The following is a 21,312-nucleotide window of genomic DNA, read 5'->3' on the forward strand; positions in this document are numbered from 1 at the left end:
AGGGTTTTTATGAATAATTTAAATATGATTAAAAATTTAGTCAAAGAAGATAAAGATCAGCAGAGTAAAATAAGTTATAATATAGGTAGAAATGAGAAATGCCCCTGTGGCAGTGGCAAAAAATTCAAAAAATGCTGTGCACTTAATAATCCTGAGTTAAGTCGCGAAGATTATTTTCAAAAAGTAAAAGAGATAAAAGATGAAGAAAAATTAATTGCAGTGCTCAAAGAGGCTGTAGAAAATTATCCATTGGAGCAGAGCTTTATTTTACCATTGATAGTTTATTCTCTGCAGCACAGCAATTACCAGACAGCTGTTAAATATCTAAAACATGCCTGGCAGCTGATGGGTACAGATTTGGATGAAGCATTTATCTCACCGCTTGTAAATATCATGCTGGATAAAGGGGAAATAGAAGAGGCAGAAGCAATTATTAGAGAATCTCTAGAATCCAAAGGAGAATCGATTCCTCTTTTAATTGCCCTAGCAGAGGTATACAAAAAAGAAGAAAAAATGCAGAGGGTAAATGATATAATCGATCGGGCAATGGAGATTGATCCAGAAAACTTACAGTTGATAGTTTTTAGACTTGAAACTTTAATGGACTTTGATGATGTAGTTAGTTCTCTTGCCCTTTATGAGAAACATTATGAGAAGCTCAAAGACTATAAGCAGATGCGGGTAATAGGTTTTTTAGATGATTTTATAGAAAAAAGGTTTAATTTAAAAGAAAATCAGGAGTTAAATGAAAAAGAAGCTTTAAATTCTGCCAAAAAAACCTTTAGTGTATTTGAAGAAATTGATAACTTACAGCTAAATGCTGCTGACAGCAGGGCTAAAGAACTACTTGAAAAAATAAAAGAGCTACCTCCTAAAAATTCTCAAATTGCCTTAGATATTTTAGCCTATTATCTGACAGCTGAATTATATGATGAATTTGAAGAATATGCTCAGGAAATTAATGCAGTTCAAAAAAATAATCCTAATTACTTAAGGCTGCTATTTTTGAAATTCTACAACCAGGGTGAACTAAAAAAGGCCTATCAATATATTTCTCAAGCCTTTGAACTTGAAAAAACAAGAAAAGATGGGCATTTCCATAACTGGCAGGTTGCAGCTGATTATCTGCAGTTTATAGTTGATTATGACAGCAATGATGATTTAAAGAATTTTATTAATGATTTTGCTGCTTTAATTGCAGAAGATAAAGATCTGCTTTCTAACTTAATGATGCTGCTTGAAAATAATAACTCTGAACAGTATAAAGAGAAATTATTAAATAAAATTCTAGAAGTATTAGAACAGAGTGATATTAAAAATATTGAGGCTAAGGATGTCTACAATAAACTGTTTTTTACAAAACTGCTGGAACTTGATTTGAGAGAACATTTTAATAATACAGCTGCCGAAGAAATTATTAAAGAGATTGAAAAAGTCAGCAGAGAAGTTGAAGAAAAAGCGATAAATACTCCTGTTTTAAGTTATGCAAAATTGAGATTGCTTAAATATCAGGCAGGTAATTTAGAAGAAGAAAAAGAAAAATTAATTGCTTCACTTAAAAATTCTAAGATAGAAAGCTATTATGATGCTATTGCTTATTATGAAACTATGCTGCGTTTTGCTGATCCAGCTCCAATCTTAACTGAGATTCCCTATAGTAAATACTTAGATGATCAGCAGCTTGAATTCTATCGACTCACTGCAGCATTAAAATTAAGATATTATGAAATAGCTTCAAAAATATTTTACAAGCAGTTTTTAGAAAAAACTCAGAAAAGTGAGCTAGGGTCATTTTTTATAAGTCTGCTCCGCTATTTTGATAGCAAAGATATATTAGAACACTTAGAAAATATGGAAGTTAATGAAGAAATAGTTAATTATTTAATAGATATAATGAATATCAAAAATAATTAGCTAAATACCCTTGTCAAAAGTGAAAATAATTACTATAATATAGCTATGACGGTAGGGGCGGAATTCATTTATTGATACTGCACCCACAAATACTGTTAAATTTATTTAGTTTGGTCCACCTGGATCATTGGACCGGGATGGGAGGAAAAGAAGATAAAACTTAAGACAAGACAAATTGTTATTGCTGGAATGTTGGGAGCTATTTCTATTATTTTGGGGGCTACAGGTTTAGGGTTAATACCTGTTCCTACCCCGGCAGGTCATGTGACGATAATGCACCTACCTGCTATTTTGGGTGGTATTATTGAGGGACCTGCGGTTGGACTGCTGATCGGTTTAATTTTTGGTGTATTTAGTTTTCTTAGAGCTACCAATCCGATTTTTGCAGATCCTTTAATTGCAATATTACCGAGACTTTTTATTGGTGTTGCAGCTTATTATAGTTATAGGGCAACTTTAAGGCTAAATCAAAATGTATCTTTAGCAGTTGCTGGTGTAATTGGAACAGTTGTTAATACTGCAGGTGTTTTGACTCTGGCTGTTTTGAGAGGTTATTTACCGATGAGTGCAGCTTTAGCAGTTGCAGGTACTCATGGGATTCCAGAAGCAGTTATTGCAGCACTTTTTGCAGTTCTTCTCGGAAGAGTTTTAATCAATTATCAGGCAAGCTAAGAGTAAATCTATGTTTTTGAGCAAAATAATTTAAGTTAAATGAAAAGAAGGCTGCTAAAGCCTTCTTTTTGACTTAAATAACTGTTATAATGTATAATATAGATAGAGAAATAGCTTTTCAGTCAAAAATTGAATAATCTCTACTTCAGGCCTGAGAGGAGGAGTTAAGATGAAAGATAAAAACAAGATTAAAGAAGTTCTGGAGAACACAGAAATATTGTTAGAACCAGAAGATTTAATTTCAACATCTCATGATACAACTCTCCACTATTTTGTGCTCAGTGAGCCATATTATCTGGAAGAATTTCCGGAAGAAGGACCTGAAACCAAGGTAAGAGAAGGAAAAATTACCTGGGAAAAACCAAAACTTCTAACCCCAGATTACATGATAAATATGAGTGGATTTAGTGGTGAAGCCAAAAAAGCGATGCAGATGATTGCTAATGAAAACCCTGATTTGGCCGGATTATTATATAAAATGAATTATCGCAAACAATCAATCAGTACTTTTACAATATCAAGAGAATTAGAAAAAGCTCAGGAAGAGATTGAAAATGAAAGAATTAATGATGAAGATAATTTAACTGTAATAATCAAAGGTGTTGATGAGCTCTGGGATGTTTCACTGATGAAGTTTATTCAAAGTCTGATGTTAAAAAGTGCTTATAAATCTCAACTTCCCTATTATGAGGAAAAGGGTTATTTAAGTACTGATGAAGAAGGTTATTCTGTTGTAACAAGAAATTTAGAAGGACTTCCAATCGCAGCAAGTGAAGAGATAGAAAGAATGTTTGAAATGGTTAAAAAAGGTGAAGAAGACCCGGCTAAATTAAAAAGAGAATTAGACCGCTGGGGAGTCTTCAATGCTTATCAAGATAGATTCTTTGATCTTTTTAAGGAGGATTGATAGTTGTGAAAAGCGCATATGAAGTTGCTATGGAAAGAGCGGAAAGAATTTATGCTGATGATGAGGGTGATAATTCACTGGAGATCAGGGAAAATTTAAAAAAAGTTATGGCCCCTTTTTTCAAAGGTGATATGGATCCTGAAGGTTTATGGCATGAATTAAAAGATGAAGATGAGGCTGTTTTAGTTGAGGCCCAGTTAATGTTAATTGAGTCGATTGGACTACGTAATAGCTCTGAACAGATTGAGCGGAGAAAAGAAGCAGTAGTTGCCGTAGAATCACTTAAAGATACGGAAAATAGTAGTTTTTTCGAAAAATCTTTTACTCAGGCTCAGAGCCTACAGCAGCAGTATCAAACTCAAAAAAATAAATTAGATCAACAGGTACAGCAGCATCTAGATAATTCTCAGGCACAGGGTTTAAGTGCTCAGGCAGCTGCAAATGGTGGCCAGGAACAGGGAATGAATGGTCAGATGAGACAGCAGCTTGCTAAAAAACTTTCTGAATTTCAAAAAAGCTATAATCAGCGTTTTGATAAATTAATTGAAAAAATGAAAGCAGAATTGAAATAATAATTAAAAACTTATTTTAGGAATCCGACTTTTTGGTCGGATTTTTTTTTAGACGATAGTTCATTTATAACTTTAAGCAGGATTAACATAAAACAGCTAGAATTATATACTTAGATAATATTCTGGGGTGAGAAAATGATTAAAAATATAGTGTTTGACCTGGGGAATGTCCTCTTAGACTTTGATCCGGAAAGTTATTTGGCTGATCTAGAGTATGATGAACAGCAAAAAATGGAAATTAAAAAAGCTGTTTTTGCCAGTCCCGAATGGCTGCAGCTGGACAGGGGAAGCCTTAACTTTGCTGAAGCTAAAAAGAAAATGATCGCGAGAAATCCCCATTTAGCGCCTGAGATAGAAAATGTAGTGGATGGCTGGGAAAAAATACTTAGTTTGAAAGAAGATACTCTTTTAATTTTAAAAGAGCTGGCTCAAAAAGATTATCAGCTTTATGTGCTTTCTAATTTTCATCAGAAAGCTTTTGCTTATGTTCATGAAAAATATGATTTTTTCAGTTATTTTTCTGGGATTGTTATTTCTTCTGAGGTAGGGATGATCAAACCAGAAAAAGAAATTTATTCTTATTTATTAAATGAATATCAATTAAAAGCAGAAGAAACTTTATTTATTGATGATACACTGGCTAACATTGAAGCAGCTCAAAGCAAGGGGATAAAAGGAATTCATTTTCAAACAGCAGAAATGTTAAAAGAAGAGTTGCAATATTATTTCGAATCAGTAGAATCTTTAGGGGAGTGAGGCTATGTTTGAAGGCATCGAACCGGATTATGTTTATCATCAATTAATTGAAATTATAGAAAATTATCTTTTGGTTCGAACAAATTTAATAGAATTAATTATTTTTCTTATAATGATTTTTGCAGCTTATTTTTTAAGCAAAATAACTGCAACTAGAATAGAAGAATTACTTAAAAAAATAAAGTTTTTTAAAGAAAATAAGATAAAAAGGGCTGTTAATAGACTGTTATTGCCTTTAATTTTAATGCTTTTGATTTCTGCTTATTATGTTATTGCAGCTGTTTTAAATCTACCATTAGCAGTAATCAGTATTTTTGCGAATCTTGTTACAGCCTGGTTGATCGTCAAATCTATAACTCTGTTTTTTCCTAAAAAGAAAATGTTTAAATTTCTATCAGTTTTAATTTGGATAATTGCCGCTTTAAGAATTCTTAATATTTATGAAGAAACGATTAGCTTTTTGGATAGTCTTGCTTTTAGAAGTGGCAACCTGAGAGTCTCAGTTTTACTTATTGCCCAGTCGTTAATTATTTTCAGTATATTATTATGGGCTGCTGATAGAATAAGCAGGATCGTTAGTAGACAGATTAATAAAAATACGGACCTTACTCCTTCGGTCAGGGTTTTATTAAATAAAATTGCTAAATTTTTGATCTTCACCGCTGCAGCTTTATTTGCCTTAAGTTCACTGGGAATTGATTTAGGTGCTTTTGCCTTCCTTGGTGGTGCTGTTGGTGTTGGTTTAGGTTTCGGGCTGCAGAAAATTGTATCTAATTTTATCAGTGGAATAATTATCTTGGCTGATAAATCCATTAAACCCGGGGATGTTGTAGAAATCGGTGATGTTTATGGCTGGGTTAGGGAACTTGATACCCGTTTCGTCTCTGTGGTTACCCAGGCAGGCAAGGAATTTCTGATTCCAAATGAGGATTTTATAACTAAAAAGGTAATTAACTGGTCATATAGTGATAACCTGGTTCGGGTTAATGTAGAAGTTGGTGTTTCCTATGATAGTGATTTAAGACTGGTTGAAGAACTGATTCTAAAAGCTTCAGAGGGGAAAAAAAGAATCTTGGATTCTCCTAAACCAAGCTGTTTGCTGATGGAATTTGCTGATAGCTCTGTAAACTTTGAGCTGCGATTCTGGATTAGTGATCCACAAAATGGGATCCATTCAATTCAAAGTGATGTACTCTTATCCATCTGGGATAATTTTAAAGAACATGATATAGAAATTCCATTTCCGCAGAGAGATTATCATCTTAGATCTATGTCTGAATCTATATCTGAATCTATTAACAAAAATTTGGCTGGTTTGGGCAAAAATTCAAAACAAGAAGATAATATTGAGCAAGAATAATTTGAAAACTGGATTAAGGAGGCTAATTTATGGGAAAAATTTTAATTCCACTTGCTGAAGGTTTTGAAGAAATAGAGGCGGTTACCAATATCGATGTTTTAAGAAGAGCTGGTCTTGAGGTTGTTACTGCAGGAATTGGTGGCAGAGAAATCATGGGAGATCATGCTATAAAAGTAGAAGCAGATGAAAAAATCGAGAATATTGACAGTGCCGATATTTCTGCGGTGGTTTTACCTGGTGGTATGCCTGGAGCTGCTAACTTAAGAGATAGTGAAGAACTCTTAGAGATAATCAGGGATGTTAATAATAGAGGTGACCTGTGTGCAGCGATTTGTGCTGCTCCAATTGTTTTAGAAGCAGCAGGAATATTAGAAGGTAAAAAAGCTACCAGTTATCCAGGTTTTGATGAAGAGATGCAGTCTGCTGATTATCAGGAAAAAAAGCTTGTTATAGATGGTAATATTATAACCTCTCGTGGCCCTGGACTTGCCCTTGAGTTTGCTCTAAATATAGTTGAGTATTTAGTAGATAGTGATAAAAGTGAGCAGCTAAAAAATGCGATGCTCTTTCAGGGCTAAATATTCAATTTTAAAGCAATAATAAAATAATTGCCGATAAGAAAACCCCGTTCTTTAGAACGGGGTTTTTATTTGCTAAATTTAAATCAGCAAGTTATTATATTAGCTTTTTGTGTTATTCACTAACATACATTTCTTCATAATATCTTTCCACCATTTTTTTAGCAGAAAATCTTTCATAAGTTGATTGCACACTTTCAAACATCATATCCTGCCAGCGATCTTTGTTTGCATAAAAGGTAGGAATTACATCATTGAATAGAACCCTATAGAGAGCGTAAAGATCACTTTCATCCTGGCCTTCACCTTCATAGCCATCTCCAAATTGCCAGCCGTTAATCCCGTGCTCACAACCTTCGACCCACCAACCATCAAGTATACTGAGGTTGAGACCACCATTCATGGCAGCTTTCATACCTGAAGTACCACTTGCTTCTAGAGGTTTACGGGGGTTGTTCAGCCATACATCAACACCACGGGTCAGCATTCTTCCAGTTTCCATATTATAATCTTCTAAGAAAACTACACTATTTGGGAATTGTTTTGCTTTTTTAACAATATTAGCTACGATGTTTTTACCATTATCATCTGTTGGATGTGCTTTACCTGAGAATACTAATTGAATATCACCACATTCTAAATAAGGATCGATCACATCTGATTTTTGAAAAATAAGATTTGGTCTTTTATATGCTGTAGCTCTTCTTGCAAAACCAATAATAAGCTTATTGGGATCAAGTTGTGCTCCATTAGTTTCTTTTATATAATCTACCAATTCATTTTTCATCTCTTGATGTTTTTCAACAATTTTCTCCTTGTTATCAACATTATCTCTAATTCTTTTGTCAACCCAGGTACTTCTGTGTACACCATTCGTAATTGAGATTATTGGTGATTTTCCTGTAACATCTTTCCACATTTCTCGAGCTGTTTGACCGTGTAATTTTGCAACACCATTAGAGATTCTAGAGAGGCGTAAGCCTGCCACTGTCATTCCAAAAGGGCTGTCTCCAATTTCTTTCATCTGTTCTCTTGTCAGGCTATTAAAGGCACCCATTTTTTCTAAGCTATCTAAGCTATGAGCCTCATTACCTTCTTTAACAGGGGTGTGGGTTGTAAAGACAATATCTTCTTTAACAGTTTTCCAGGCTTCATGGAAATCCATTCCGTTTTCCATTTTTTCTCTGATTAATTCTGTACCTGCTAAAGCTGCATGTCCTTCATTGAAGTGATAAATATCAATGTTAAGGCCTAATTTTCTAATTGCCTTAACTCCACCAATTCCCAGAACAATCTCCTGAGCAATTCTTTTTTCATTAAAACCATCATAAAGTCCGTCAGTTATGTTCTGGAATTTCTTGTTTTCAGCTAAGTTAGCATCGAGAAGGTAAAGGGTTGCATTATCAAATTTATCAACTTTCCAGATTTTAAGTGTTACATCTTGATCCTTAACTTTTACGGTAACTTTTTCTCCTGTATCAACTGCATGTTCATAATTTCTTTTTTGGATAGGATGTTTATCAACAGGACGTCCATCTTTATTTATAACCTGCTTAGAATATCCTTTTTTCCACAAAAGACCAATTCCTGTAATAGGATAAGAATATTCTTTTGCTGCCTTTAAAATGTCTCCTGCCAAGATTCCTAGTCCACCTGCATAAATCCTCATATCTTCATCTAAACCATATTCCATACAAAAATATGCTGTATGGGGTTTGCTGTTGTTCATCTACTTCACTCCTTTTTAATATTAAAACTTTTCCCAAATATAATAAATTAATATAGATCCAAAATGCCTACCTTTTTTACAATTTATAAGTATGCATCTATTTATTATAACAAATTCTCAGCAAATGTCTATTATTTTAGTACATTTTGGTTAAATTTTTCTAATAGTTTATGTTCATTATCACTATCTGGTAGGAAAAAATAACTTGGTATATCACTGTGATCAACCGGAATTTTAAATTCTAGACCTTTTTCTATAGCTGCTATATATCTTTTTGCTGTCTGCTTCCAGGTATATTTGCTTTCAACCCGCTTTATTGCTTTTTTCTGATATTTCTCCCAGACATCTTTTTTACCGAGAATCTTTTTTAGACCTCTAGCAATATCAGCTGAATCTTCAGGATCAATTAGTATTCCATACTCATCATCTTCCATAATTTCTTTTTGCCCACCATTTTTGGTCACAACTGCTGGTAATCCTGCGGCCATAGCTTCAACTGGGGCTAAACCAAATGGCTCATAAAATGAAGTCAGAGAAAAAACAGATTCTTTCTCTGCCAGGAAGGCATAGCATTCAGAAAGCTCTTTTTGGCTTGAAATTGGAAACATACTTACTTTTCCTTCAAGGTTATTTTCAGCGATAATTTTCATTATCTTAGCTAAGATTTCTTTTTCTTCTCCACCTGCAGCACTGTAATCTTCAAATGGATTTTCAATACCTCTTAATGTTATAATAAGGTTTGCAATTTCCTGCAGTTTTTTATCTGCAGCAAAAGCTTTAACAAGGCTGATATGATTTTTCTTTTGATCAAGTCTACTGGCAGAAATTACGCAGGGCAATTCAGTCCGTTCTGCACTAAGATCTCTATTTAGATAATTGGCCAATTTTTCAGCAGTTTCCTGGCTATAATTGCCATCAAAGACTGTAGTATTTACCCCCGGTGGAATTACGGAAAACTTTTTGTCATCCTCAACTACAGCTGCTCCCTCATAATAAGGGTGAGAGTACTGCTCATATCTTTCCTGTGAGGTGCTAACTATGATTTGATTGCAATATTTCATTGCCAATCTTTCTGCAACTATTCTAGAGTGGAACTTAAATCTCTCTATTAACTCATTATAATTATCTTTACTAAAATTGAGTTTATCCATTTTTTGAGCACCTAAAGAATGGCCGGTAAAGGAAAAAGGAGTTTCCATTTTTTCTTTTAATAACACACCGGCAAGACCGCCATCTCCATAGTGAGTTGTAAAGAAATCAGGAAAAACTCCTTCTTCATCATAAAAATCGGCAACTGCATCAACATATTCTTTAAGATGAGGCCATAACTTTTCTTTTTCTAAAAATTTGTCACCACCAAAAGGAAGCCTGATTATTCTTAAGTTATCAGCTCCTTCATAACTATCATATAAATCACTAAATTCCGGCCATTTTGGATCATTAATTTGTCTTGTTACAATATCAACTTTAACTCCCAATTCTGCCATGGCTTTACTAACTTCCTTAACATAGACCAGTTGACCTCCAAAATCGGGATGTTCTGTCCAATAACTATCATCTTTATCAAAGTTTCCCTGTGGATTCAAAAAAGCAACATGTTTAATATCACTCATTAATTTTCTCCCCTTTCAGCCGGATTAATATTATAATATGACATAATTTCTAGAAGTGGTGGTATTGATGACAGGGCACCAACTCCCTGGATTTTGAAAGCTGCTACTGCATTCCCCAATTTAGCTGATTCTTTAATAGTTAATGATCTTAAAATGCCACTTAAAAAACCAGACCAAAAAGAATCACCTGCTCCAGTTACATCAATAACCTTTTCTGAAAAAACTTCTATATGTACGGGTTCGTTTTTTCCATCAGATACTAAGACTCCATCTTTACCTAAGGTTAAAATAACTATTTTGGCTCCACATTGATGATATTTTTTAAGATAATTTTTTGGGGTATCTTTAGCAAATAAATGCTCTGCATCATCAAGTGAGGGTTTAATAAAATCGGATTTACTGATAATGTCTTTAATGATTTGTTTGCCTTTTTCACCTTCAGGCCAGAGGCTGGCTCTAAAACTGGGATCAAAGGCCAGTAAAGTATCATTTTCAACTGCATAATCAATAATTTTTAAAGCAGTTGATCTGGCAGGATTTTTTGAGAGAATAAAACTGCCGATAAAAAAGATTGAAGATTGATCAATTTTTTCATAAATTTCTTCTTCAAGTTCAATATTAATATCTGCACCTCTGTAAGCTAACCAGGAGGGTGTAGCTTTACTTTTATTAACGAAAATTACCGGTGTAGCGGCAGAACTGTCTATTTGAAGACAGTCTAAGTTAACTCTTTCATCTTTTAAAATATCTTTTAAATAATCTCCAAAGGCATCATCTCCTATTCTCGATATAAAAGCAGTTTGATTGTCCAGTCTCTGTGAATTAACAAGAACATTGGCAGGAGAACCACCAAAATATCTTGTGAAATTAATACACTCTTTTAAAGGAGCTTCCTCACGAGAGATCATATCAAGAAGAACCTCACCAAAAGCTGTTATATCGATAGGTTTTTTCTCAGGGTATAAGCGATCATAAATACTTAACAATAGTCTCACCTCAGTGTTAATTATTATACTTCCTATCTAATCATTATTTCTACATAAATTTTAAATAACCTGTTTTTTTTGGAGATTAATATATTCTCTGGGCAGGAAATGAGTATTTAATAAAGAATTAGTAATAAAATAGCAGGGTATATTGATATTTATTGATGTTTACAAAACTGTAATTATTTTGGGGATGGTTTAAATGCTAAAAGAAAAAGTTAACAGGCGGGCTGCTAAACTCTATTATTCTGGTGATGATCTAGGTTTTACATTCGATTCTAAAAAAATATATTATAGAATTTGGTCACCTCCGGCTCAAGCTGCAGCAATAGAAATTTATGATGATGATAAAGGCAAAAAGAAAATTGAAGAATATAAATTAGAGCGATCTATAAGTGATACCTGGAAGGTTAAACTACCTTTAAGTGTTTACGGTAAATATTATCGTCTCAGATTAAGGACACCAAAACAGGAGTTTAATTTTGTTGATCCCTGGGTTAAAGCTGTTGGTACAAACAGTAAATATGGTTTAATAGTTGATCCTTCAAAAGTTAATCCACCTACCTGGAAAGAAGATAAGAAAGTCGAAATAGAGGATCCGGTTGATGCAGTTATTTATGAACTCCATGTTAAAGATTTCTCCATTTCTAAAGAAAGTGGGATGAGAAATAGGGGTAAATATACAGCTTTTACTGAAAGACATAGTGTTAATCAGGAGGGAATGTTAACCGGTATTTCTCACTTAAAAGAACTGGGTATTACCCATGTGCATCTTCTACCAGTCTTTGATTTTTGTACTGTTGATGATCTAGATAAAAAAGATTATAATTGGGGCTATGATCCACTATATTATATGGTTCCTGAAGGTTCATACTCATCAAATCCCAGCAATGAAAGCAGGATTTATGAGTTTAAAAAAATGGTTAAAACTCTTCATTCTTATGGGATTGGAGTGATTATGGATGTAGTCTATAATCATACATACCAAACTGAAGATTCACCCTTCCAAAAAATATTTCCAAATTATTTTTACAGGTTTACTGAAGACGGAGAATTTGCCAATGCTTCTGGTTGTGGTAATGAAATAGCAACCGAGCGCGAAATGATGCGCAAATTTATTTTAGACTCTTTATTATATTGGAGTCGCGAATACCACATTGATGGTTTTCGCTTTGATTTGATGTCTGCTATTGATCGAGAAACGATGCTTTTGGCATCAGAGAAGTTAAGACGAGAAAACCCTTCGGTTTTAATTTATGGAGAACCATGGACTGCTCTTGAGCCACAGCTGAGCAATTATCAGCAGATTAAAAAGGGTGATCAAAAAGGTACGGGTATTTCAGTTTTTAATGATGATTATCGTTCTGCGATTAAAGGAGATAATGATGGGATTGGAAAGGGCTTTGTTCAGGGTAAAATAGGTCTTGAGAGACAGATAAATGAGGGGATCATCGGTTCTGTTGGTCTTGCTGAAAGAAGGCTGCATGGCTTTGCCCATTATCCGAGTGAAACAATTAATTATGTTGAATCTCATGATAATCTTACCCTTTGGGATAAACTGGCCCGCTGTTGTCCTGGTGCTGATGAGGAAGAACGCAAAAAAATGCATAAATTGGCTATGGTAATCCTTTTAACTTCACAGGGGGTACCATTTGTTTTAGCAGGAACTGAATTTTTAAGAACAAAGTTCGGTGATCATAACAGCTATAATTCAGGGATAGATATTAATGAGCTTAAATGGGAACGTAAAACCACTTATAGAGATCATTTTAATTATGTCAAAGGTTTAATCAATTTACGCAGCCACCATCCTGCTTTCAGGATGAAAACGAAAGAGGAGATAAGAAAAAATATAGAATTTATCAATTCACCTTTTGGTACTGTAGGTTATGGCATTTATAACAATGCAAATGGTGATGCCTGGAATAAAATATTGGTACTTTTAAATCCTTCTCATGAATGGAAACAGTTTTTTCTGCCAGAACATGGCACCTGGGCCATCGTCGTTGATGAGCAGGAAGCTGGTACTGAACCGATTAGATTTTTTCACTCTGATGAGGTTGTTGTCCCACCTATTACAGGAATGGTGATTTATTCTGAAGATCTTGTTTTAGGGTATTAGAGATTCAAAATACTTGTATAAAAATATTTTCTGTGATAAAATTCAATTACTAAACTGAATTTTTTTTATATTTTCGCAATTAAAAATATAAAAATTTTGGTTTTTAATAAATTTTTTAAAAATCTAAATTTTAAAGAAAGAAAGGAGAAGCGAGTATAACTTATGATTAAAGAAAAACAACTAGAAAATGTTGTGTTACCTGATGAAGTATCTGAATTGTTAGAAGCATGTCCAAATTATATTGTTGCTCACAAAGAAGAAGAACTGGTCGATTTAGCAGTTAGAGATGCAAAAAATGGCTGCCAGGAAGTTAAATATGATATTCCCGGCCAGGGAGAAGTAGTAGAGGCTGTTGTTTGTAAGGTTAGAAATGGTATATCTGCTAATTATCCTGACCCATATATGAGAAGGCGTGATCCCAACTGTATGTTAATAGCAGATGATCAGCCAACTGATAAGGAAAGATATGAAAATAGATTTGGTGAGGATTTTTCCGGAGTGAGGGAAGAAACCTTTGACTGGTTAAAAGAACAGGAACTTGCCGTATTCTTTTTTGAAACTGGACCTTCTGGTTTAGGTGTCAAAGCAATGGCAATTGCACCAGCTAATGCCGGTTTTTTTGCTTTTGGGCTGGCCCTACTCCAGGGAATAGTTGATACACGGGAATTAGAAAAGGATTTTGTACCAGAATCCTTTATCTATATCGCTCCCCCATTTAGACACACCCATTTTGACGGTAAACAGGTAGTTGTCCATAGAAGATTAAAAAATAAATATGAAATGTTCGCCTATAATCTTTATCCAGGCCCTAGTGCCAAAAAAGGTGTTTATGGAATGTTAATTAATCAGGGGGTAGAAGAAGAGTGGGTTACCCTTCACTGTTCAGCAGTTCAGGTAGTTACTCCTTATGGTAATACTGTAAACATCTCTCATGAAGGTGCAAGTGGTGGTGGAAAAAGTGAGATGTTAGAAGATATGCACCGCGAAAGAAGTGGTAGGTTGCTTTTTGGTAAAAATTTAATGACCGAAGAAAAATATCGGATCACCTTACCTCAAGGTTGTGGTTTGAGACCGATGACAGATGATATGGCTATCTGCCATAACTCCTTACAGAAAAATAATGGCAAATTAACCTTAATGGATGCGGAGAATTCATGGTTTGTAAGAGTAGATCATATTAACAAATATGGAACTGAGCCAAACCTAGAGGCAATTACTGCTGATCCAGACAAACCGCTTTTATTTTTGAATATTGATGCAGCACCAAATAGTACTGCTTTGATCTGGGAGCATATTGAAGATGAGCCAAATAAGCCCTGTCCTAACCCCAGGGTTACAATACCAAGAGATATTATACCAGATGTATTAAAAGAGCCACTTTCTATCGATGTAAGAAGCTTTGGTGTTAGGGTTCCCCCCTGTACAAAGGAAAACCCAACTTATGGTATTTTAGGGTTATTCCATGTTCTACCACCTGCTCTTGCCTGGCTGTGGAGACTTGTGTCCCCACGTGGACATGGTAATCCCAGTATAATTACTGGTGATGGTATGAGTTCAGAGGGTGTTGGTTCTTACTGGCCCTTTGCTACCGGTAAAAAAGTTGATCAGGCCAATTTGCTTTTAGAGCAGATTATAGAAACCCCGAAGGTAAAATATATTGTAACTCCCAACCAGCATATTGGTGCCTGGAAGGTTGGCTTTATGCCAGAATGGATAACCAGAGAGTATTTAGCCCGGAGAGGTGGAGCCTGGTTTACAAAAGATCAGTTGAGACCTGCCAGGATGCCGCTTTTAGGTTATTCTTTAAAAGAATTACTGGTTGAAGGTCAGCAGATAGAAAAAGAATTTCTGCAGGTTCATCGTCAGGCAGAAGTTGGCGAAAAAGCCTATGATATTGGTGGTAAGATTCTTTCCGACTTCTTTAAAAAATGTGTGAGAGAATATCTAGAACCAGGTCTTCATCCAATTGGAGAAGAAATAATAAAAACCTGTTTAAATGATGGTAAAGTTGAAGATTATTGTGATCTAATAGAGGGTGAAGCAATTATAAGAGAGGTTTAATTTGCATCCTTTATAAAGCGGTAATTTTTTAATAGTAAAATATATATCAAATCAAGCTTCTGCTTCACAAGCAGGAGCTTTTTGTATACATGGATAAGATTATTAAACATATTTATTACTTTTATTTTGCAGGAATATGCAGCCTGCTATCTAATTATAAATCTATGTAGTTAATATAACTGCAAATATCATACGAGGAGGAAGCAGATGTTAGAAACATTTTTATCTATTAATGATGCTGTAAATGCAGTTGTTTGGGGACCACCGTTTTTAGTTTTACTTGTCGGTACAGGTCTTTATTTAACGATCAGGCTTGATTTTTTCCAGTTTAAACACTTTAAACTTTCCTGGGACAAAAGTTTTGGCCGATATTTTAGTAAAGAAGTAGAAGAGGAGGGAGGAGTTTTATCTTCATTTCAGGCCATCAGTTCAGCTATGGCGGCTACCCTTGGAGTTGGTAATATTGCAGGGGTAAGTACTGCAATTTCTTTAGGTGGTTCGGGAGCTGTTTTTTGGATGTGGATTTCGGCCTTAGTAGGTATGGCGACCAAATTTGGTGAGGCCCAGCTTGGTGTAAAATTTAGGGAAAAACACGGAGAAGACGACTATACTGGTGGAGTTATGTATTATATAGAACATGGTATGGGAGGAAAATGGAAGTGGCTGGCGGTTTTATATGCATTTTTTGCTGGAATTGCCGCTTTTGGAATCGGTAATATGGTTCAGTCAAATACTTTAGCCCATGCTGCAGAAAGTGGATTTGCTATTCCAACCTGGATTACAGGAGTTGCTGTTTCCTTTTTTGTGGGGCTTGTAATTTTAGGTGGGATTAAAAGGATCGGTAAAGTGGCAGAAAGACTCGTTCCGGTAATGGCAATTTTTTATTTTATAGGTGGATTTGTAATTATTTTAATGAATATTTCTGCTTTACCAGGAGTTATGGGTGATATTTTTGCGAATGCCTTTAGTCCTGCAGCAGCATTTGGTGGATTTGCTGGTGCTTCAGTAAGAATGGCAGTTCGTTTTGGTATTGCCAGAGGAGTTTTTTCTAATGAAGCCGGTTTAGGTGCAGCTTCAATAGTTCATGCCCAGGCTAAAAATCAACCAACTCGTCAGGGCATGTGGGGCATTTGGGAAGTATTTATTGATACAATTGTTGTTGGTTCTATAACTGCTTTTGTTGTTTTATTAACTGGAGCTCTTGGTACAGGAGAAACAGGGGCTGTTTTAGCTGCAGAAGGTTTTAGCAGAGGTTTGCCCGGGCCAGGTGGTTATATAATTAATATTAGTATCATTATTTTTGCTTATACCACAATGTTAACCTGGAGTTTTTATGGAGAAGAGAGTTGGAGATATCTATTTGGCAAGAAAATAGTTAAGCCCTATAGATTTGTTTTTGTAATTTTACTTTTTGTAGGGGCAGTTGGAGCTTTAGAACCGATCTGGCTTTTAGCTGATACATTAAATGGTTTAATGGCAGCCCCTAATTTAGTTGCCTTAATTGTACTGGCAGGGGTTATAGTTAAAGAGAAAGATGATTATATGGCCACCCTTGACAAGGACAAGGCTGCTTAAAATATTATAGTTTACAAATACGAAAAGGATGAGCCGGGGTTACTCCCAGTTCATCCTTTTTTTAAACTATTGAGTTTTTAGCAATTATCATTGGTAAATTTATATCTCCTTTGAGAGATTTATCAGCTGTAATCTGAACTCCTTTATCCAGGATAACATTTTCTAGTTTAGCGTTTTCTCCAATAATAGATTTTTGCATAATAATCGAATTTTTAACAACTGCTCCCGGGTGTATTTTAGCACCCCTAAAAAGAATACTATTTTTAACTTCACCCTGGATCGAACAGCCATTAGCTACCAGAATATTTCTGGCATTGGCACCACTTTTATAAGAACTTGGGGCTTCATCCTTTGGTTTGGTAAAGATCGGTGCACCTTTTAAAAAAAGGTCCTGCCAGACATTTGGCTTTAGAAGCTCTAAATTCGCTTTGTAATAACCATTAATAGAATTGATGACTGCTGCATAAGAATCAAAAGGATATCCATATACTTTAAGCTTATTTAAATTACCGATAATAGCATTTTTAACAAAATCCCACTGCCCCATACTGATACAATCATCAATAATATCTAGCAGCAGATCTTTTTTAATAATATATCTCTGTAAAGAGATTTTTTTAAAATATTTATCTTTAGGATTAACCTTCATTTCTATTATTCGGTCATGATCATCTGTATTAATCACTATATATGAAGTATCACGACGAAAAACATCCAGCTGCTTATAGATAATTGTTATATCATTTTTGTTTTGTAGATGAAATTTAAAGGCATCTCTGTAGTCAATATTTGCGACTATATTAGGACTACCGATAATTGCATATTCCTGTTCACTTCTTTCTATATAATCGATATTACTGCTGAAATTTTGCAAATCCCCTTTATAGGCTCGCTCAGCCTTGTAAATATGAGATGGTGGTAGAATAAAAAGGCCGTTTCTTTTTCTATCCAGATCCCAGGCCTTACCAAAACCAATGTGATCCATTAAGGAGCGATATTTAGACTGCAGCAGTAGACCGACATTGGTGATTCCCGAATTTACCATATTAGAAAGTGGGAAATCAATCAATCTATACCTTGCCCCAAAGGGAACAGAAGCTAAAGAGCGGTGTGAGGTTAATTTATCTAAAAATGACTCATCAAGGGCATTATTAATTATTCCCATTACATTTTTCATACTCTGTCCATCTTTTTTATAAATTGAGCTCACCATTTTAGCCCACCACCGTTCCGGATTTAATTTTAGAGTTCTCTGGAATCAATTCATCATCACCAATAACCGTAATTTTTAATCCATCAGTTTGAGAATCAATTCCTATCTGAGAATTTTTCTCTATATTGACATTACGCCCAATAATAGAATTATTTATCTGAGAACCTGAAGCTATACAGGTATTGGGCAGGACAACTGAATTTTCTACAACAGCATCCCTGCCGATTTTGACCCCAAAAAAGAGTACAGAGTTTTTAACCTTACCCATTACCTGTGTCCCTTTATTAATCATTGAATTTTCTACTTCGGCTTCACCGGCAATATATTGGGGTGGTCGATTGGGATTAACACTGTAGATCACCCATTTGCGACTCTGAAGGTCAAGTTCAGGTTGATCACCTAACAGATCCATATGAGCCTACCAGTAGCTTTTTATTGTTCCAACATCTTTCCAGTAATCTTTAAAAGTATAGGCATAAAAGGAGAGCTCATCATCCATCATCGCTGGAATGATATTATGACCAAAATCTCCAGCAGAATTTTCATTTCTTTCTGCTTCTGCATTTAGATATTTGCGGAGTGTTTCCCAGTTAAAAATATAGATCCCCATTGAAGCTAAATTATTTTTTGCGTTTTTTGGTTTTTCCTGAAATTCAATAATTTTTTGATCCTGGTTTGTATTCATTATTCCAAAACGATGGGTTTCCTCCCAGGGAACTTCAAGAACAGCAATACTTACTTCTGCCTTTTTTTCTTTGTGAAATTCCAGCATCTTAGAGTAATCCATTTTATAGATATGATCTCCTGATAATACTAATACATATTCAGGTTCATAGAGATCGATAAACTCTATATTTTGATAAATAGCATCTGCAGTTCCCTTATACCAGTGGCCTCCCCCTTCTTTAACATAAGGAGGTAGAACAGTAACTCCACCACTATTTCTATCTAGATCCCAGGAACTACCACTACCGATATATCTATTTAAAACAAGGGGCTTATATTGGGTTAAAACCCCTACTGTTGTAACTCCAGAGTTCGAACAATTACTCAAAGGAAAGTCAATTAACCTGTATTCTGCACCAAAGGGAACAGCAGGTTTAGCAATATTATTAGTTAGAACACCGAGCCTGGTACCTTTACCACCTGCAAGCAGCATTGCAAGCATTTCTACTTTGGGCATGAGCTACCTCCTTTTTAAAACTTTTAGCCATTTTTGCTCTCTTTCTTTTTTTCATCTCTCTTTTTGACTTCATTCGTCTTTTTATTGTATTTTAAATAAATACCAGCCAGTGGGGGTATGTTGATACCGATAGAATAATCAAAACCATGATATGGCTTTTGTTCAGCCTTAACCCTGGCAGATGTTTCATAATCTGAGCCACCAAATACTTCCTGGTCACTATTTAAGAGCAGTTCGTATTCTCCTGGACCAGGTACCCCAATCCGATAATCATCTCTGGGTTCAGGTGTGAAGTTCAATAGAACAATAATCTGCTGTTTAGCATTTTCTGAGCTTCTGATAAAACTGAGCACACTTTGTTCATAATCATCGGCTTCAATCCATCTGAAACCATGGACATCATGATCTAGTTCCCAGAGAGCTTTTTCTTTTAGGTAAAGTTGATTAAGATCTTTAACAAATTCCTGGGTTTGTTGATGTTTTTCATAATCAAGTAAAAGCCAGTCTAGTTCCTGTTTGTAATTCCACTCTATAAATTGACCGAATTCTCCACCCATAAAAATCAGGTTTTTACCTGGATGAGCATACATATAAGTAAATAATAATCTTAAATTGGCAAATTTCCTCCAGTAATCTCCAGGCATTTTATCTACAAGAGATTTTTTGCCGTGGACTACTTCATCATGAGATAGGGGAAGAATATAATTTTCGCTGTGACTGTACATGCTGGAGAAAGTTAATTTATTATGTTCCCATTTCCTGTAAACAGGATCTTTTTCCATATAATCTAAGGTATCATTCATCCAGCCCATATTCCATTTAAAATTAAAGCCCAGACCACCTTCATGAACAGGTGCTGTCACCAGAGGCCAGGCACTTGATTCTTCGGCAATCATCAGCAGACCTGGATAACGGCTGAATAGTTCGGTGTTGAGTTCTTTAATAAATTCTATAGCTTCTAAATTTTCGAAGCCTCCATATTGATTGGCTGCCCATTCTCCATCTTCTTTTTCATAGTTTAGATAAAGCATATTGCTGACAGCATCTACTCTTAAACCATCAATGTGGAATTTTTCCATCCAGTAGTTGGCACTTGAAATTAAAAAACTCCAGATCTCATTTTGGGCAAAATCAAAATTTAAGGTATCCCACTGTAAGTTCTCTGCCCGCCGGGGATCATTACTTTCAAATAATGCAGTACCATCAAAAAGTCTTAGCCCATGGTCATCTTTACAAAAATGACTTGGAACCCAGTCCATTATTACACCTATATCATTTTTATGGAGTTTATCCACAAAATACATAAAATCTTCGGGAGTACCATAACGGGAAGTTAAGGCGAAAAAGCCTGTTGTTTGATAACCCCAGGAACCAGGAAATGGATATTCGGTTAAAGGCATTAGTTCTATGTGGGTAAAGCCCATCTCTAAAATATAGGGGACCAACTCATCTGCTATGTCTCTATAATTCATTAATTCACCATCATCCTGTTTCCAGGAACCGAGGTGAAGTTCATAAATGCTTATTGGCTCTTTAAGAACATTTTTCTTTTCCCGTTTTTTCATCCATTTTTTATCCTGCCAGTCATATTCTTCTGCCTCATAGATCTGGGAGGCTGTTTTAGGTGCTTTTTCCTGTCTTTTTGCATAAGGATCTGCCTTGACTCTAATTACACCTCTATATCCTCTAATCCAGTATTTATAATACATCTTATTTTCTGCTTCAGGCACGAAAACAGTCCAGATTCCAGATTCTTTTATCTTTTTTAATGGATCAGCAGTCTTATCCCAATCATTAAAATCACCAATTACACTTATCTCTTCTGCATTGGGAGCCCAAACTGAAAACCTAACTCCTTTTACACCATCTTCTTCTGTCAGGTGAGCTCCAAGAAATTCGTAACTTTCATAATGTCGTCCCTGATGAAACAAATATCTATCATAATCACCAGGATAATTATCCTTTGTCATAAAACTCCCTCCTCTCAGTCAAAATCAAAATTATCAAAAAAGTTTTTAACTTACTGTATTATAACTATTCTCTATTTAGTGATATTTTCCTTTAATTAACT

Annotated in this window: 15 protein-coding genes and 1 pseudogene; 10 read left to right on the forward strand and 6 right to left on the reverse strand. The window is 35.0% G+C overall.

The genetic code is table 11. The annotated features are described in order from the left end of the window. Positions 1-9: 9 nt before the first annotated feature. The 7 genes from HALSA_RS03855 (at position 10) to HALSA_RS03885 (ending at position 6,759) form a co-directional block, all read left to right on the forward strand. A complete protein-coding gene (locus HALSA_RS03855) occupies positions 10-1,914 on the forward strand; it encodes an SEC-C domain-containing protein (RefSeq protein WP_013405303.1) in 1,905 nt (634 codons plus the stop codon). A 123-nt stretch (positions 1,915-2,037) separates the two neighbouring features. After that, positions 2,038-2,586 (forward strand): ECF transporter S component, encoded by a 549-nt coding sequence (locus HALSA_RS03860; protein WP_013405304.1) that lies wholly within the window; start codon positions 2,038-2,040, stop codon positions 2,584-2,586. Between the two features lie 169 nt (positions 2,587-2,755). Continuing rightward, positions 2,756-3,493 carry a polysaccharide deacetylase family protein gene (locus HALSA_RS03865; RefSeq protein WP_013405305.1) on the forward strand — a complete coding sequence of 246 codons (738 nt, stop codon included), beginning with the start codon at positions 2,756-2,758 and terminating at the stop codon, positions 3,491-3,493. Between the two features lie 5 nt (positions 3,494-3,498). After that, positions 3,499-4,065 carry a hypothetical protein gene (locus tag HALSA_RS03870; protein ID WP_013405306.1) on the forward strand — a complete coding sequence of 189 codons (567 nt, stop codon included), beginning with the start codon at positions 3,499-3,501 and terminating at the stop codon, positions 4,063-4,065. A gap of 135 nt (positions 4,066-4,200) precedes the next feature. Continuing rightward, the gene (locus HALSA_RS03875) at positions 4,201-4,821 is read left to right on the forward strand and encodes an HAD family hydrolase (protein ID WP_013405307.1); all 621 of its coding nucleotides are present in this window, start codon (positions 4,201-4,203) and stop codon (positions 4,819-4,821) included. Positions 4,822-4,825: 4 nt separating this feature from the next. Further along, positions 4,826-6,181, forward strand: a complete 1,356-nt coding sequence (locus HALSA_RS03880) for a mechanosensitive ion channel family protein (RefSeq protein ID WP_013405308.1) — start codon at positions 4,826-4,828, stop codon at positions 6,179-6,181. A 29-nt stretch (positions 6,182-6,210) separates the two neighbouring features. Further along, positions 6,211-6,759 (forward strand): DJ-1 family glyoxalase III, encoded by a 549-nt coding sequence (locus tag HALSA_RS03885; RefSeq protein ID WP_013405309.1) that lies wholly within the window; start codon positions 6,211-6,213, stop codon positions 6,757-6,759. A gap of 115 nt (positions 6,760-6,874) precedes the next feature. Here HALSA_RS03885 and glgP read toward each other — a convergent pair whose 3' ends face one another. The 3 genes from glgP to HALSA_RS03900 form a co-directional block, all read right to left on the reverse strand. Beyond that, positions 6,875-8,488 carry an alpha-glucan family phosphorylase gene (glgP, locus tag HALSA_RS03890; protein ID WP_013405310.1) on the reverse strand — a complete coding sequence of 538 codons (1,614 nt, stop codon included), beginning with the start codon at positions 8,486-8,488 and terminating at the stop codon, positions 6,875-6,877. Between the two features lie 131 nt (positions 8,489-8,619). Beyond that, positions 8,620-10,101, reverse strand: coding sequence for a glycosyltransferase (locus tag HALSA_RS03895; protein ID WP_013405311.1), 1,482 nt, complete (start codon positions 10,099-10,101; stop codon positions 8,620-8,622). After that, the gene (locus tag HALSA_RS03900) at positions 10,101-11,087 is read right to left on the reverse strand and encodes a carbohydrate kinase family protein (RefSeq protein WP_013405312.1); all 987 of its coding nucleotides are present in this window, start codon (positions 11,085-11,087) and stop codon (positions 10,101-10,103) included. Before HALSA_RS03900 ends, HALSA_RS03895 begins: the two co-directional genes overlap by 1 nt. A gap of 202 nt (positions 11,088-11,289) precedes the next feature. Here HALSA_RS03900 and pulA point away from each other — a divergent pair, with 202 nt between their 5' ends. The 3 genes from pulA to HALSA_RS03915 all read left to right on the forward strand — a co-directional run bounded on the left by pulA (position 11,290) and on the right by HALSA_RS03915 (position 16,845). Next, positions 11,290-13,209, forward strand: a complete 1,920-nt coding sequence (gene pulA, locus HALSA_RS03905) for a type I pullulanase (protein ID WP_013405313.1) — start codon at positions 11,290-11,292, stop codon at positions 13,207-13,209. A gap of 162 nt (positions 13,210-13,371) precedes the next feature. Further along, positions 13,372-15,270, forward strand: coding sequence for a DUF4914 family protein (locus HALSA_RS03910; protein WP_013405314.1), 1,899 nt, complete (start codon positions 13,372-13,374; stop codon positions 15,268-15,270). Between the two features lie 207 nt (positions 15,271-15,477). After that, positions 15,478-16,845 (forward strand): alanine/glycine:cation symporter family protein, encoded by a 1,368-nt coding sequence (locus HALSA_RS03915; RefSeq protein WP_013405315.1) that lies wholly within the window; start codon positions 15,478-15,480, stop codon positions 16,843-16,845. 61 nt (positions 16,846-16,906) lie between these two features. Here HALSA_RS03915 and glgD read toward each other — a convergent pair whose 3' ends face one another. From glgD to glgB, 3 genes and pseudogenes are all read right to left on the reverse strand, one after another. Next, the gene (gene glgD, locus HALSA_RS03920; RefSeq protein ID WP_013405316.1) at positions 16,907-18,058 is read right to left on the reverse strand and encodes a glucose-1-phosphate adenylyltransferase subunit GlgD; all 1,152 of its coding nucleotides are present in this window, start codon (positions 18,056-18,058) and stop codon (positions 16,907-16,909) included. A gap of 1 nt (position 18,059) precedes the next feature. Next, a pseudogene (locus HALSA_RS13320) lies at positions 18,060-19,241 on the reverse strand (glucose-1-phosphate adenylyltransferase). A gap of 23 nt (positions 19,242-19,264) precedes the next feature. Beyond that, positions 19,265-21,211: a 1,4-alpha-glucan branching protein GlgB gene (glgB, locus tag HALSA_RS03930; RefSeq protein WP_013405317.1), complete on the reverse strand. Its 1,947-nt coding sequence runs from the start codon at positions 21,209-21,211 to the stop codon at positions 19,265-19,267. Positions 21,212-21,312 lie beyond the last annotated feature (101 nt).

The organism is Halanaerobium hydrogeniformans, from assembly GCF_000166415.1.
GTDB lineage: Bacteria > Bacillota > Halanaerobiia > Halanaerobiales > Halanaerobiaceae > Halanaerobium > Halanaerobium hydrogeniformans.

Coding starts and splice junctions, on each gene's coding strand:
- glgB (WP_013405317.1), bottom strand. CDS start 21,211: ATGACAAAGGATAATTATCCTGGTGATTATGATAGATATTTGTTTCAT.
- HALSA_RS03885 (WP_013405309.1), top strand. CDS start 6,211: ATGGGAAAAATTTTAATTCCACTTGCTGAAGGTTTTGAAGAAATAGAG.
- HALSA_RS03855 (WP_013405303.1), top strand. CDS start 10: ATGAATAATTTAAATATGATTAAAAATTTAGTCAAAGAAGATAAAGAT.
- glgP (WP_013405310.1), bottom strand. CDS start 8,488: ATGAACAACAGCAAACCCCATACAGCATATTTTTGTATGGAATATGGT.
- HALSA_RS03910 (WP_013405314.1), top strand. CDS start 13,372: ATGATTAAAGAAAAACAACTAGAAAATGTTGTGTTACCTGATGAAGTA.
- HALSA_RS03895 (WP_013405311.1), bottom strand. CDS start 10,101: ATGAGTGATATTAAACATGTTGCTTTTTTGAATCCACAGGGAAACTTT.
- glgD (WP_013405316.1), bottom strand. CDS start 18,058: ATGGTGAGCTCAATTTATAAAAAAGATGGACAGAGTATGAAAAATGTA.
- HALSA_RS03865 (WP_013405305.1), top strand. CDS start 2,756: ATGAAAGATAAAAACAAGATTAAAGAAGTTCTGGAGAACACAGAAATA.
- HALSA_RS03915 (WP_013405315.1), top strand. CDS start 15,478: ATGTTAGAAACATTTTTATCTATTAATGATGCTGTAAATGCAGTTGTT.
- HALSA_RS03875 (WP_013405307.1), top strand. CDS start 4,201: ATGATTAAAAATATAGTGTTTGACCTGGGGAATGTCCTCTTAGACTTT.
- pulA (WP_013405313.1), top strand. CDS start 11,290: ATGCTAAAAGAAAAAGTTAACAGGCGGGCTGCTAAACTCTATTATTCT.
- HALSA_RS03880 (WP_013405308.1), top strand. CDS start 4,826: ATGTTTGAAGGCATCGAACCGGATTATGTTTATCATCAATTAATTGAA.